Source organism: Streptomyces sp. NPDC088785, assembly GCF_044750685.1.
Taxonomy (GTDB): domain Bacteria; phylum Actinomycetota; class Actinomycetes; order Streptomycetales; family Streptomycetaceae; genus Streptomyces.
Window position 1 is genome coordinate 191,424 of the sequence record NZ_JBIVKH010000006.1, and the last position, 13,382, is coordinate 204,805.

General features: G+C 74.3%; 12 protein-coding genes and 1 pseudogene. 4 read left to right on the top strand and 9 right to left on the bottom strand.

The features are described 5' to 3' along the window. The first annotated feature begins 261 nt into the window (after window positions 1-261). Entirely contained in the window at window positions 262-1,059 is a 798-nt protein-coding gene (locus ACIP5K_RS19725; protein ID WP_401411125.1) for a putative protein N(5)-glutamine methyltransferase, read from the top strand. Between the two features lie 82 nt (window positions 1,060-1,141). On the opposite strand, the gene ACIP5K_RS19730 is transcribed toward ACIP5K_RS19725, so the two are convergent. The 4 genes from ACIP5K_RS19730 to ACIP5K_RS19745 form a co-directional block, all read right to left on the bottom strand. Beyond that, window positions 1,142-1,789: a DUF4230 domain-containing protein gene (locus tag ACIP5K_RS19730; RefSeq protein WP_401411127.1), complete on the bottom strand. Its 648-nt coding sequence runs from the start codon at window positions 1,787-1,789 to the stop codon at window positions 1,142-1,144. Between the two features lie 221 nt (window positions 1,790-2,010). Then, a complete protein-coding gene (gene otr(A), locus ACIP5K_RS19735; RefSeq protein WP_401411129.1) occupies window positions 2,011-3,894 on the bottom strand; it encodes a tetracycline resistance ribosomal protection protein Otr(A) in 1,884 nt (627 codons plus the stop codon). Window positions 3,895-4,046: 152 nt separating this feature from the next. After that, window positions 4,047-4,481: a protein phosphatase gene (locus ACIP5K_RS19740; protein ID WP_401411131.1), complete on the bottom strand. Its 435-nt coding sequence runs from the start codon at window positions 4,479-4,481 to the stop codon at window positions 4,047-4,049. Next, on the bottom strand, window positions 4,478-5,101 hold the full coding sequence (locus tag ACIP5K_RS19745; RefSeq protein WP_401411133.1) for a TetR/AcrR family transcriptional regulator: 624 nt from the start codon (window positions 5,099-5,101) through the stop codon (window positions 4,478-4,480). Before ACIP5K_RS19745 ends, ACIP5K_RS19740 begins: the two co-directional genes overlap by 4 nt. 62 nt (window positions 5,102-5,163) lie before the next feature. Between ACIP5K_RS19745 and ACIP5K_RS19750 the strand changes: the two are divergent. After that, window positions 5,164-6,024 (top strand): annotated as a pseudogene (locus tag ACIP5K_RS19750) (DMT family transporter); the annotation flags it as partial. Here ACIP5K_RS19750 and ACIP5K_RS19755 read toward each other — a convergent pair. Further along, window positions 6,007-7,158: a dihydrofolate reductase family protein gene (locus ACIP5K_RS19755; RefSeq protein ID WP_401411135.1), complete on the bottom strand. Its 1,152-nt coding sequence runs from the start codon at window positions 7,156-7,158 to the stop codon at window positions 6,007-6,009. The pseudogene ACIP5K_RS19750 and the gene ACIP5K_RS19755 sit on opposite strands and share 18 nt — an antisense overlap. A 37-nt stretch (window positions 7,159-7,195) precedes the next feature. Next, complete coding sequence (locus ACIP5K_RS19760; protein ID WP_401411136.1) at window positions 7,196-8,167, bottom strand: glutathione S-transferase family protein; 972 nt, start codon at window positions 8,165-8,167, stop codon at window positions 7,196-7,198. Between the two features lie 240 nt (window positions 8,168-8,407). On the opposite strand from ACIP5K_RS19760, the gene ACIP5K_RS19765 reads away from it, so the two are divergent. Together ACIP5K_RS19765 and ACIP5K_RS19770 are read left to right on the top strand one after the other, a co-directional pair. After that, a complete protein-coding gene (locus tag ACIP5K_RS19765) occupies window positions 8,408-8,932 on the top strand; it encodes an SRPBCC family protein (RefSeq protein ID WP_401411138.1) in 525 nt (174 codons plus the stop codon). 142 nt (window positions 8,933-9,074) lie between these two features. After that, a complete protein-coding gene (locus ACIP5K_RS19770) occupies window positions 9,075-9,311 on the top strand; it encodes a hypothetical protein (protein WP_401411140.1) in 237 nt (78 codons plus the stop codon). A gap of 66 nt (window positions 9,312-9,377) precedes the next feature. Here ACIP5K_RS19770 and ACIP5K_RS19775 read toward each other — a convergent pair whose 3' ends face one another. The 3 genes from ACIP5K_RS19775 to ACIP5K_RS19785 all read right to left on the bottom strand — a co-directional run bounded on the left by ACIP5K_RS19775 (window position 9,378) and on the right by ACIP5K_RS19785 (window position 13,299). Then, complete coding sequence (locus ACIP5K_RS19775) at window positions 9,378-9,770, bottom strand: VOC family protein (RefSeq protein ID WP_401411141.1); 393 nt, start codon at window positions 9,768-9,770, stop codon at window positions 9,378-9,380. Window positions 9,771-9,894: 124 nt separating this feature from the next. Then, window positions 9,895-11,736 (bottom strand): asparagine synthase (glutamine-hydrolyzing), encoded by a 1,842-nt coding sequence (asnB, locus tag ACIP5K_RS19780; RefSeq protein WP_401411143.1) that lies wholly within the window; start codon window positions 11,734-11,736, stop codon window positions 9,895-9,897. A gap of 387 nt (window positions 11,737-12,123) precedes the next feature. Then, window positions 12,124-13,299 carry a TIGR03364 family FAD-dependent oxidoreductase gene (locus tag ACIP5K_RS19785; protein ID WP_401411145.1) on the bottom strand — a complete coding sequence of 392 codons (1,176 nt, stop codon included), beginning with the start codon at window positions 13,297-13,299 and terminating at the stop codon, window positions 12,124-12,126. Between the last annotated feature and the right edge of the window lie 83 nt (window positions 13,300-13,382).

Consider the following 13,382-nt stretch of genomic DNA (forward strand, 5'->3'; position numbering starts at 1 on the left):
GGCCCGGCCCCCCCTTCCGGGCCCCCGGGACCGGTGCGCCGCCCCCGGCCCCGGGATGCCGTCCGGCGCCGTGTCCGGTGAGGTAGTGTGACCGGGCCCCACAGCGCCACGAGGGAACGAGGAGGTGAGCCCGATCTTCGCTGTACCAGGTCAGGTGCTCCCTGCTCGCGCCGCGCGCCACGACCGCTCACGCTGAGCCGGTCGGCGGCCGCGCGACGGCCGGGAGCCCCCGTCGGCGTCCCGAGAGGTCACACCACACCCATGTCGCTCCCCGCGTCACCCGAACCGCCCCCGCCCGCCCTCCTCGTGTCCGCACTGCGCGCCGCCGGCTGTGTGTTCGCCGAGGACGAGGCCCGCGTGCTGCACGCCTCCGCCCGCGACCCCGACGAACTGGCCGCGATGGTCGAGCGGCGGACCGCCGGGCACCCGCTGGAACACGTCGTCGGCTGGGCCGAGTTCTGCGGGCTGCGGATAGCCGTCGACCCCGGGGTCTTCGTCCCGCGCCGCCGCACCGAGTTCCTGGCCCGTCAGGCCCTCGCGCACACCCGGCCCGGCGCCACCGTCGTCGACCTGTGCTGCGGCACCGGCGCCGTCGCCGCCGTCCTCGCCGCCCGCGCCCCCGGCCGGCTGCACGCCGCCGACCTCGACCCGGCCGCCGTGACCTGCGCCCGCCGCAACCTCACCCCGCTGGGCGCGGAGGTCCACGAGGGCGACCTGTTCGCCCCCCTGCCCGCCGCACTGGCGGGCGGGGTCGACGTCCTCATCGCCAACGGCCCCTACGTCCCCACCGGCGAGCTGCCGCTGCTGCCGTCCGAGGCCCGCGACCACGAGCGGCCGATCGCCCTCGACGGCGGCGCCGACGGCCTCGACGTGCTGCGCCGGGTGGCCGCGCAGGCCCCCCGCTGGCTGGCGCCGGGCGGCCGGCTCTTCGTCGAGACCGGCGAGCACCAGGCCGGCACGGCGCTGGCGGCGGTGCGCGCCGCCGGTCTCACCGCCCGGCTGGCCGAGGACGAGGACCTGTACGCCACGGTCGTCGTCGGCACCCGCCCGGCGCTCTGAGCGGGCCCCGGCACACGTGCGGGCACACGTGCGTGGTCCCGGTGTCCGGAACGCTCCGGACACCGGGACCACGGGGGGTGCCTCAGGTCCCGAAGGTGACCCGCACCTTCTCGAACCCCAGCGAATGCAGCAGCCCCTTCAGCATGTCGGTGGTGTTGCTCTCGGCGCGGCCCGTGAGACCGCTGTCCTTGGCGGCGTCACCGATGTGCATGGCGGCCACCTTGCGCACCGCCCGCTCGTCGTTGGGATTGTCCGAGAACAGATCGCCCAGCCGGTCGAGCAGCCCGCGCTGCTTCGACACCGCGTAGGAGCGGTCCGTGTCCAGCGCCGGCTTGCCGAGCTGGGCGTGCGGCAGACGCAGGGTCGCCGACGTGCGGTCGTCGTTGACCCGCACGTCCCCGGGGTCCACCTTCCCGAGATCGACGTACGCGTCGACGGTTCCCGCCCCGATGTACAGGGTCCGTGTGCCGCGGATCGCGTCCGGGAGGTACTTCGTGTCCTTCTCCAGGTCGACGACGACCTGGAAGTTCCCGGACGCCGCGTCGTAACGGCTCAGATCCCGCACCGACTTCAGCAGTGTGGGCCCCGACCGGTCGTGGGTCTCGGTGCCGAACAAACCGTCGAGACGGTTCATCAGGCGCAGCCCGGTGACGACCAGCGCCACCACGACGACGACCACGATGGCGGCTTTCGCCCACGGGGGGAGCAGAGCAACAGCCCTCGGCTTCATGAGGGGGACCTCCTTCCCATGGAGCCCGGGTGCCCGCGCCGGGCGCACATCACGCCTGCCGCCACGCCGCCTTCCCCCACTGCGTTCCCGGCATCGGACGTTCGACCGTCAGCCTTCCCCTGTGGCGCGCGGCGGCCCCGGCCGACCCGCCCGCGCCCCGCGCACCGGGAGCCCCGACCCGCCCCTCGCCCACCGCCGCCGGACACCGGGCCGCCCCCGGATCAGTCCCGCACCGGCCGGTCGCCCGTCACCCGGGACCACCAGACGCCCTCGCCGTGCGTGAGCGCCGGAAGGGCGAGCTCCATCTCCCGTACCCGGCGCGCCGTCAGCTCCCCGGCGATCAGCCAGGAGGTGTCGCCTCCGGTGGTCGGTCCGAACTCGGCCCCCAGGGAGGCGAGATGCGCGCTCACCGCGGCGAGCGCGTCGAGCGGGATCTCGGCCCCGAAGGTGTGCACCGGCTCGAAGACCCGGGTGCCGGACCGCTCCAGCGCCCGCCGCACCACCAGCGCCGTCACCGTGCGGAAGTCGCCCGCCACACTCACCGGCGAATCGAACCCCGAGCGGATCAGCGTGACCTGACAGTCCGTCACCGGCCAGCCGTGCGGGCCGCCCGCGGCGAGCGTCGCGAGCGCCGTGTCCTCGACGGCCTGGTGGAACGCTCGGGGCAGGGCGCCCAGCTCGGTCTCGTACGAGAAGACGCGGCCGGAGCCGGCCGGTCCCGGTGCGATCCGCAGGCCCACGGTCGCGGGCAGACCGGTCGTGCTGCGGTGCCCCATCTCCTCGACGTCCTCGCCGGTGCCCGCGGGGCGCTCCACGCACCGGACCCGGCTCGGCTCGAACACCGCCTCGATGCCCGACTCCTCGGCCAGCGTGGCCCCCAGCACCTCCTTCTGCACCTCCCCGTACAGCAGCAGCGCCGTCGCCCCGTCCGGGCCCGGACGGGCGTGGATCAGGGGATCCTGGTCGGCGAGGTCCAGGAGCGCCGCGCGCAGCGCCGCGCCCTGCCCGGGGCGCACCGCGCGGGCGACGGTCTCCAGGGTCGGCGGCGCGAACCGGGCGCGGCCGTCGTCGGGGCGGCCGAGCCGGTCGCCGACCCGGAGGCCCGCGACGCCCCGCACCTCGGCGATCCGCCCGGGGCCCGCGACGTCACCGCCGGTCCCGACGACCCGCAGCCCGGTGATCCGCCCCGGCACCGGCTCGGTGCCGCCCTCGGCGTCCCGCCGCAGGAAGGTCACCTTCTGCCGGGCCCGCAGCTCGCCGTCGTACATCCGCAGATGGCCGACGCGTTCACCGGCGGGGCCCCGGCGCACCGCGAAGACGGTCGCGGCGGGCGGCGCCGAGGCGTCCCCCTCGCCCGCCGCGGGCAGGAACTCGACCATCGCGTCGACGAGTCCGCGCGCGCCCTGGCCGCCGAGCGCGGACCCGAACAGCAGGGGATGGACCCGTCCTTCGGCGGTCCGTGCGACGAGGGCCCGGCGCAGCGCTCCGGGGTCCGGCGGCGGCCCGTCGACCAGCGCGGCGAGGACCGAGTCGTCGACCTCCGCGAGGGTCCGCGCCGCGAGGTCGTCCAGAGCGCAAGCGGCGACCGACGCCCGGGGCGTGCCCGCGTCCCGGACCCGGCACAGCGGGACCACCGCCGGCGTGAGCCTGCGGCGGATGTCGTCGAGCAGCGGACCGGTCCGCGCGCCCGCCCGGTCGATCTTGTTGACGAACACGAGGGTGGGCACGCCGAGCCGCCGCAGCGTCGTGAGCAGCACGCGCGTCTGCGCCTGCACCCCCTCCACCGCGGAGATCAGCAGGACGGCCCCGTCGAGCACGCCGAGGGCGCGCTCCACCTCGGCGATGAAGTCGGAGTGGCCCGGGGTGTCGATGAGGTTGATCTGGGTGTCGCCGACGGTGAACGCGGCGACGGCCGAGCGGATCGTGATGCCGCGCCGCCGCTCGATCGCGCCGGTGTCGGTGCGGGTGTCGCCGGCGTCGACGCTGCCGAGCCGGGCGATCGCCCCGCTGTCGAACAGGAGCCGCTCGGTGAGGCTGGTCTTACCGGCGTCGACGTGGGCGAGAATGCCGATGTTCAGGGTGGAGCGAACCTGCGGGTTCCGCATGGAAGGGCGAGTCCTCGAGAATTGTCCGGCGGGGGCGCTGAACTGCTTCGAGGAATCGGCGCATTCCGTTCTCCTGCTCGCGTGGGGGCCGGACCCGGGTGCGGGTCCTGTGTCCGGACCATGGTGCGCACCGGGTCGGCGGCACGCGCAACTCAATTTCCCGGTGCCGGGAACCGGCGGACGTAGCGCTTCTGCCACGGGGTCTCCACCGCGTGCGGGTGGTAGTGGCGGCGCACGTACGCCACGGCCTCCCGCGCGGGCACCCCGTCGAGCACCGCCAGGCAGGCGAGCGCCGTCCCGGTCCTGCCGCGCCCGCCCGCGCAGGCCAGCTCGACGCGCTCGTCCGCGCAGCGCCGCCAGGCGTCGGCCAGTACCTCGCGGGCCAGCCGCCGGTCCGCGGGGAGGCGGAAGTCCGGCCAGCGCAGCCAGGCGGACTCCCAGTCCACGGGCGGGGGCCGCCTCCCGAGCAGGTGGATCCCGTACGCCGGGCGCGGACCCGCGGGCAGCGGCGCGCGCAGCCCGCGTCCCCGCACGAGCCGCCCCGACGGCAGGCGCAGCACGCCCGGCGCCTCCGGGTCCCAGGTCATCGCGCCTCCCGTGCGGCCGACATCAGGAACGCGGCCAGCCTGCGGGCCCGGCCGAACACGTCGGGGAACACGTCGAGCCCGTCCGACACGAGCGCGCCCTCGTGCAACAGCATCAGGGAGCGGCCCAACTCCCGTGCGGCGTCCGGCGACACGTCGTGCGCGAGCCGGGTGAACAGCTCCAGCATCCACTGCTTCTGCCCGGTGATGACGGCGTGGGCGGGATGGGCCGGGTCGCTGATCTCGGCGTGCGCGTTGACCATGCTGCACCCCTTGCCGCTGTGCGCGGCCATCCACTCCCGGGAGGCGTCGAACACCGCCAGCACCCGCTCGGACGGTGTCAGGGCGGCCGGGTCGTGGTGGCCGGCCAGGAACGCGCGCCAGCGGGCGTCCCGGGTGGCCAGGTAGTCGACGACGATCTGCTCCTTGGAGCCGAACCGGTCGTAGAGCGTCTTCTTCGTGACCCCCGCCTCGGCGGCGATCAGGTCCACCCCCACGGCGTGGATCCCGCGCTCGTAGAAGAGCCGTGACGCGGCGTCCAGGACCCGGCGGGCGGCGGGCGTGAGATCGGGCCGGTCCGGTGCGACGACCGGAGCGGCGCGGGGGGCGGGAGGAGGGCTCATGCACCAAGACTATACCGATCTGTATAGTCGCGGTCAGTCCGCAACCCGAGGTGGTGTCCACCGTGAACGTGCTGCTGTCCATCGGATTCGTCCTGACCTGGAGCTCCGGATTCATCGGGGCGAAACTCGGCGCCGCCGACGCGAGCGCCGTGACCACCCTCATGTGGCGCTTCCTGCCACCGGCGCTCGTCCTCGCCGCCGTCGTGGGGCGCCGCGCGGCCCGCGAGCTGACCGCGCGGAGCCTCGCACGCCAGGCGGCCGTCGGCGTCCTCTCGCAGAGCGGCTATCTGCTGACCGTGTACTACGCCATCCAGCTCGGCGTCTCCAGCGGCACCACCGCCCTCATCGACGGCACCCAGCCCCTTGTCGCGGGCGCCCTCGCCGGGCCGCTGCTGCGCCAGTACGTCACCGCGCGCCAGTGGGCCGGCCTCTGCCTCGGCCTGGCCGGGGTCCTGGTCGTCACCACGGCCGACGCGACCGCCGTGAGCGGGGTGCCCCCGTGGGCGTACGGGATCCCGTTCCTCGGCATGATGTCACTGGTCGCCGCCACGTTCGTGGAGAGCCGCTCGACCACCCGCGTCGCACCGGTCGTCGGCCTCGGCGTGCACTGCGCGACCAGCGCCGTGGTGTTCACGCTCCTGGCCCTCGCCACCGGGAACGCGACGCCGCCCGCCGCCCCGTCCTTCTGGCTCTCCCTCGTCTGGCTCGTCGGCCTGTCGACCTTCGGCGGGTACGGCCTGTACTGGGTCGTGCTGCGCCGCGACGGCCTCACCCGCGTGAACACGCTGATGTTCCTGATGGCGCCGGTCACCGCGGTGTGGGGAGCCCTGATGTTCGGCGAGCCCTTCGGGGCGCGGACGGCGCTGGGCCTGGCCCTCGGACTCGCGGCCGTCGCCGTCGTACGGCTAGGGGGCCGGCGGCGCCACCAGGTGGCGGTTGGGCAGGATCGCCGCCGCGGCGAGTTCCGGCACCTCGGCGACGACGACCCCCGCCCGCGCCAGCACGCCGATGCCGTCGGCTCCCGGCACGAAGGTGTCCGGCTCGCGCCAGGCCGTGACCACCCGCCGCACGCCCGCGTCGACGATCAGCCGGGCGCACGGCTTCGGCCGTGAGGCACGGTGGGCGCACGGTTCCAGGCTGCTGTAGACGGTGGCCGTCGCCAGGCGCGGATCGCCGTCCGGGAGCTTCGCGAGCGCGGCCTCCTCGGCGTGCACCACCGGGTCGCCGCCCTCCCGGGAGTGGCCCCGGGCCAGCTCCGTGCCGTCGGCCGCGACCACGACCGCGCCCACGCTGAACGCCGTCCCGGACGGCGGGCAGTCGGCCGCCAGGTCGCAGGCGAGCCGCAGCCAGTGCCGGTCCGCCGCCGACACCGCGTCCGTGGCGCCGGGCGCGGTCGGCGCGTACCGGGTGACGACCACATCGCCCACCGGCTCCGTGTCCAGGACCCGCATCCGGCCGCGCGGCCCGCCCGGATAGCCGCCGGGCCCGAACAGCCGCGGCGCGTCCGGCTCGCCGACCACCAACGGCGCGACGGCGAGCCGCAGTTCGTCCGCGAGCCCCAGCCGCAGCAGCTGGGTGTGCACGCTCGCACCCCCCTCGACCATCAGCCGCGCCACACCGCGCCCGCCCAGGTCGTCCAGGAGCGCCGCCCAGTCGAGAGCCGCGCCGAGCGACACCACCCGGGCCGCCGCGCCGAGCCGGGCACGGGCCACGGCCGCGCCCGTGTCCGTCGTGTAGACCAGGCGCTCGCCGCCCGTCGTCCAGAACGGATCGCCGGGATCGAACGCGCCCGACCCGCTGACCGTCACCTTCAGGGGGTGCGCGGGCCGCCCGTCGGCGACCCGCGCCGCCCGCCGCCGCGCCGAGCCGACCAGCAGCCGGGGCCGGTCGGCCCGCAGGGTGCCCGCGCCGACCAGGATGGCGTCGCTCCACGCACGGACGGCGTCGACCCTGTCGAAGTCCTCGGCACCGGACAGGAGCAGCCGCCCCTCTCCCGTGTCGTCGAGGCACCCGTCGAGCGAGACGGCGGCGGACAACAGCACATGGGGGCGGGGCATGGCGACTCCGTGACCTGGCGGGACGTACCCTCCGACCCTACCGAGGAGCCGGCGCGGTCCCGTCGCCGAAGGGCCGCCCGCCGAGCCGCTCCCGGCCGTGCGGGGCGGTCCAGCCCGTCAGGTCGGGACCGCGCGGCACGATCCGGGTCGGATTGACCCCGGCATGCACCTGGTAGTAGTGCCGCTTGATGTGGTCGAAGTCGACGGTGTCGCCGAACCCGGGCGTCTGGAACAGGTCCCGGGCGTAGGCCCACAGCACCGGGTCCTCCGTCAGCTTGTTGCGGTTGCACTTGAAGTGGCCGTGGTAGACCGCGTCGAACCGCACCAGCGTCGTGAACAGCCGGACATCGGCCTCCGTGATCGTGTCCCCGACCAGGTACCGCTGCCCGGAAAGCCGCCGCGACACCGTGTCGAGGCGGCCGAACACGTCGCCGTACGCGGCGTCGTACTCGTCCTGCGAGGTGGCGAACCCCGCGCGGTACACGCCGTTGTTGAGGTCCAGGTAGATCCCCTCCATGACCTCGTCGATCTCGTCGCGCAGCGGCTCCGGGTACAGGTCGGGCGCGCCGGGGCGGTGCAGCGCCGTCCACTCGGTCTCCAGGTCGAGGGTGAGCTGCTGATAGTCGTTGGTCACGAGCCGCCCCGACGGCACGTCGACGATCGCGGGCACGCTCACCCCGCCCGGATAGTCCTTCTCGCGGGCGTCGTAGGCCTCGCTGAGGAAGCGGATGCCGAGCACCGGGTCGCGGTCGTCCGGATCGAGCGTGAACCGCCAGCTGCGGTCGTCCTGGATCGGGTCGGTGACCGCCAGCGACAGGGCGTCCTCCAGTCCGAGCAGCCGCCGCACCACCAGGGCGCGGCTCGCCCACGGGCAGGCCAGACTGACCACGAGCCGGTAGCGGCCGGCCTCCACCGGCCAGCCGTCCCGCCCGTCGGCCGTGATCCGGTCGGCGAAGTGGCTGCGGGAGCGCTTGAAGCTCTTCTTCCCGTACGAGGCGTTGCCGGCCATGAGACATCTCCTTGCGGAACCCGATGCGGACGTCCACGAGCCTGCCCGGGAAACGCGGGAGCTACCACCACGGGGGCGGGAGGCGACGCCCCGGGCACGGTGAGAGGCTGGAACCGGCCCCTGGGACCCGCCCGCACCGCGGGCACCGCCACCACCCCGGGCCCCGGGAGATCTCCGGCACCCCGGGCGCCCCGACGGCCCCGGACCGCCGGACCGCTCCGGATCGCGGAAGGCGCGCACATGACGACCCTCACCGGCGACTACCTGACCCTGGACGACGGCCGCCCCGCCGTCCGCCTCACCCGCGCCTACCGCCGCACGGCCGAAGAGGTCTGGGGCTACGCGAGCGCACCCGCCGAGCTGGCCCGCTGGTTCCCCTCCGCGTTCGAGGCGGCCGAGCTGCGCCCCGGCGCCGTGATCCGCTTCTTCGACGACCCGCACCTGCCGGAGTCCACGGGCACCGTCCTCGCCGCCGACCCCCCGCGCCACCTCTCCTACACCTGGGGCGGCGACGAACTCCGCCTCGACGTCGCGCCCCTGGACGACGGCACGACCCGGCTCACCCTCACGAACGTGCTGGAGAGCGCGGACACGGCGGCCCGCAACGCGGCGGGCTGGGAGATCTGCCTGAACGCGCTCGACGCGGCCGACCGGGGCGAGCGCGAAGCCCCGTCGCGGCCCACCTGGAAGGAGCTGTACGACGCCTACGTCGCGGCGGAGTTCCCTTCGGGCGCGCCCGTCCCCGGCGCCGACGACGGGCTCTGAGCGTCACGCCCCGGAGCGTCACCCCGGCGCTCCTCACCCGGGTGGCCGAAGGGCGTCTCGCGCAGGCCGTCCGGTCGGGGGCGGACGCCTGGGCCGGAGCCTGCCGTAGCGGGATCGTCACAGAGGGCCCAGAATCAGACACATGTCCTTTATGTCCGCGGGTGTGACGTGGCTGGGACTGGGCCTGACGGTCGGTGCTGCGGGCCTGGTGACCTACGGTCTGGCGACCCTGCCGTGTTCGGCGACGGTCCGCCGGGAGGACGCCGAACTCGTCTGTCGTCCCGCACGGCGCATGGCGCTGGGGCTCGGGGCGCTGGCGGTGTCGGCGGTCGTGGTCGGGACGGTGCTGATGGTGTTCGCCGTCACCGACTTCGGCTGAGACCGGGCCCTTCCGGACCGCCCGCACGGGCGGCCCGGAAGGGGACGAGGACCGGCGCGGGCCGTGTCAGGCGTCGTCGCCCGCCCCGTAGGGACGGGTGATGACCTCCATGCCGTGGTTCGCGGGATCCATGAAGTACACGCCGCGACCGCCGTCGTTGTGGTTGATCTCGCCCGGCAGCCTGCCGTGCGGATCGGCGTAGTACGTCAGCCCGGCCTCCTCGATGCGGCCGAAGATGCCGTCGAACTCCTCCTCGGTGACGAGGAAGGCGTAGTGCTGCGTCACGATGGATCCGGCGGGGACCGTCGCGAAGTCGAGGGTGACGCCGTTGCTCAGTTCGAGCGCGACGAACGGGCCCCAGGCGGCGCCCACCTCGAGGCCCAGGATGTGGGCCAGGAAAGCGGCGGACTCCCGGTTGTCCCGGGCGTGGACGATGGTGTGATTGAGCTGGACAGGCATGGTGGATTGCCTCCAGAAGGCAACTCCGGCACCTCCATGCCTCACCGGGTCGGTGACCGGCACGCGATGCGGCCGGGATTGTAGGCACATCGTGGAGCGCGCGGCCACCCTTCCCGCCGGCCGGTCAGTCCAGCGCCAGTTCGGGGTTGTACATGTCCAGCCAGAGCGCCAGGTCGAGCGTGCGTTCCAGGCCGCGCCGCGACGCCTGGGTGATCTGCGGGGCGTCGCGGTGCGCGGCCCGGCGCACCCGGTCGCGGTCGACGAGGTCGAAGACCCGGTGCGAGGGACGCGCCAGCAGGTCCTTGGCGTGGTCCTGGAGCGCCACCCCGTACTTCGGGTCCTGCGTGGACGGGTAGGGGCTCTTCACCCGGTCGTACACCGACCGCGGCAGCACGTCCGCCGTCGCCTCGCGCAGCAGGGACTTCTCCCGGCCGTCGAACGACTTCAGCGCCCAGGGCGTGTTGTACACGTACTCCACGAGCCGGTGGTCGCAGAACGGCACCCGCACCTCCAGGCCCACCGCCATGCTCGCCCGGTCCTTGCGGTCCAGCAGCACCCGCACGAAGCGGGTCAGGTGCAGATGGCAGATGCGCCGCATCCGGTACTCGAAGTCGCTCTCGCCGTCGAGCCGCTGGATGCCGGCGACGGCGCCCGCGTAGTTGTCGGCGACATAGCCGTCCAGGTCGAGGCGGCCGGCGAGGTCCGGGCGCAGCACGTCGGAGTCGTCGCCGAGGTGCTGGCCCATGCGCACCAGCCACGGGAAGGTGTTCGCGGCGCGCGCCTCCTCGTCGAAGAACTGGAGGTAGCCGCCGAACACCTCGTCCGCCGACTCGCCGGAGAGGGCCACCGTCGAGTGCTCGCGTATCGCCTTGAACAGCAGGTACAGCGAGGCGTCCAGGTCGCCGAAACCGGCCGGCAGGTCACGGGCCCTGATGACCCGGGCGCGCACCTCGGGATCGGCCAGCGCGTGCGAGTCGAGCACGATGTCGCGGTGGTCGGTGCCGGACGCCTCCGCCACGTCGTGCACGAACGGGGTGTCGGGCGTGCCGCGCAACTCGTCGGCGACGAAGTTCTCGGCCTGCCCCAGGAAGTCGACGGCGAAGCTGCGCACCGTCTCGCCCCGCCCGGCCAGTTGGCGGGCGGCGATCGCGGTCATCGCGGAGGAGTCGAGGCCGCCCGAGAGCAGCGTGCAGCGCGGGACGTCCGAGACGAGCTGGCGGCGCACGATGTCGTCGAGCAGCTCGCGCACCGTGGCGATGGTCGTGTCCCGGTCGTCGGTGTGCGGCCGGGTCTCCAGCGTCCAGTACGGGCGTGCCCGCATCCCCGAGCGGTCCACGGTCACGACGGTGCCCGGCTCCACCTCGTGCATCCCGTCCCACACCGCCTGCCCCGGGGTCTTCACGAACGTGAAGAGTTCGCGCAGTCCCTCCAGCGAGACCCGGCCCCGGGCGAGCGGATTGGCGAGGATCGCCTTCGGCTCGGAGCCGAACAGCACGCCGTCCGGGGTCTCGTAGTAGTAGAAGGGCTTGATGCCCATCCGGTCGCGGACCATGACGAGCCGGTCGGAGCGGCCGTCCCAGAGGGCGAACGCGTACATGCCGTTGAGCCGCGCGGGCAGCTCCTCGCCCCACTCCAGATAGCCGCGCAGCACGACCTCGGTGTCCGAGTCGGTCCTGAACGCGTGCCCCTTCGCGGCGAGTTCGGCCCGGAGCTCGGTGTAGTTGTAGGTCTCGCCCGAGTAGACCATCGCGATCGTGCCGCCCGGTGTCTCCACCGTCATGGGCTGCCGGCCGCCCGGCAGGTCGATGATGGCGAGCCGGCGGTGACCGAGCGCCGCGGGGCCGTCGATCCAGGTGCCGCGGTCGTCCGGGCCGCGGCACTCCATGGTCGCCGTCATCGCATCCAATGTGTCGTGCGAGGTCCGCAGGTCACGGTCGAAGGAGACCCAGCCGGTGATGCCGCACATATGCTTCCTCCCGCTTGCCGTTCCGCCGTGCGACTCCGGTGCGGCCGGTGTGACCTGCGAGAAGGCAGGGGCGGGTGCCCACGGGACCGAACCGGTTGTACACGGCATCTATGTGTCGAGCGTGTGTCATGGCGAAGGGGCGGGTCAATGTGCCCGTAACGCGGCGAACGGGGTCACCCCGTCGGTTTCGGCCGTGCGTCAAGAAGGTAAAGCGATCGTTCCCCACTGCACATCCCGGTCGCGCGGAGGGGGTCCTCATGGTTGCCTTGGGCGACCGAATGGATCCGGCCAACGGCAAAGATCTGATCAACCCTCACCCGTGGCGGCGCGCGCCCCCGGGGCTCCTCGGCGGCCGTCCTCCCCGGAGCCCCGCGCGCCCCCTCGGCCTCAGTCCGTGGCCTTGAGGTCCCCGTCGAACGACGCGGCCGCCAGGCCGAAGGACAGGGTCATGCCGACGCCCGACGTCACCGAGATCGCCCGCACGCCCGCCGCGATGTCCCGCACCAGCAGCGGCCCGCGGGGGCTGCTCGCGTACACGCCCTGCCAGCGCTCGGTGACCCGCACCTCGCGCACGCCGAGCACCCGCGCCGCCTCGCGCAGCAGCAGCGCCGAGACCGCCTCGTCCTGGAAGGGGATCTCCGTCGCGTCGTACGCGTGCGAGTCGCCGACCAGGACCGTACCGTCGGGCAGCCGGGTGAACATCACGTTGGCGACCGCGTCCAGCAACTCGGGACTGTGCGCGCCCACCTCGGCCCGCAGCGCGGCGGCGGACGGCGTCGCCGTGAACGCGTCGTAGCGCAGCATCGAGGTCGCCGTGAGCACCGCCGCGTCCGTGACGAACGCCTCCGGTGCCGCGATCCGCGCCATCGACAGCCGGCACCGCTCGATCCCGTGGTCCTCCGCCTCGGCCGGGCGCAGCCGGTCCAGGTCGTGGCCGACGCAGAGCAGCACCCGCTCGCCGTGGACGGGCCCGCGCGGGGTGTGCACGGTGCCCTCCTCGACGCCGGTGACGTTCGTGCCCCACACCACCGTCGCCCCGGGCTGCTCCGCCAGCCAGGCCGCGAGCCGGGGCGCCGCCTCCCGGGGGTTGACCCGCAGGTCGGCCGGGAGCAGCGCGCCGCCCACCAGATCGCCGCGGGCGTCCGCGGGACGGCCCAGCGCGGCGCCCGCCTCGTCCCGGGTCCGCAGCCGCACGGCGTCCGCGCCGCGCCGCTCCCGCAGCTCCTCCAGGACCGCCATTTCCGTCGCCGAACGGGCCACCACCAGGGCGCCCGCCTCCGGGGCCCAGAGCCCCGCCCGCCCCGCGGCGTCCAGCCAGCCGGTCCGCGACCGCTCGGCGAGGGCGAGGAGTTCACCCTCCTGCGCGGTGACGCAGCAGTGCCCGAAGTTCCGCACGGACGCCCCCACCGGCCGCCGGTCCCGCTCGACGACCGTGACGCTCAGGCCGCGCCGCACCGCCTCGACGGCGTGGGCGAGACCGACGATGCCGGCGCCGACCACGACGACGTCGCTGCGGCCCCGCGGCAGACCGGAGACGGGGGAGTGTGCTGTTGCGATGCTCATGCCGCCCAGCCTGCGGAGCCCCGCACGCCCACAGCAAGAGCTGTCTATACAAGTTTCCCGATTGTTTACCAGCTGGAGAACAA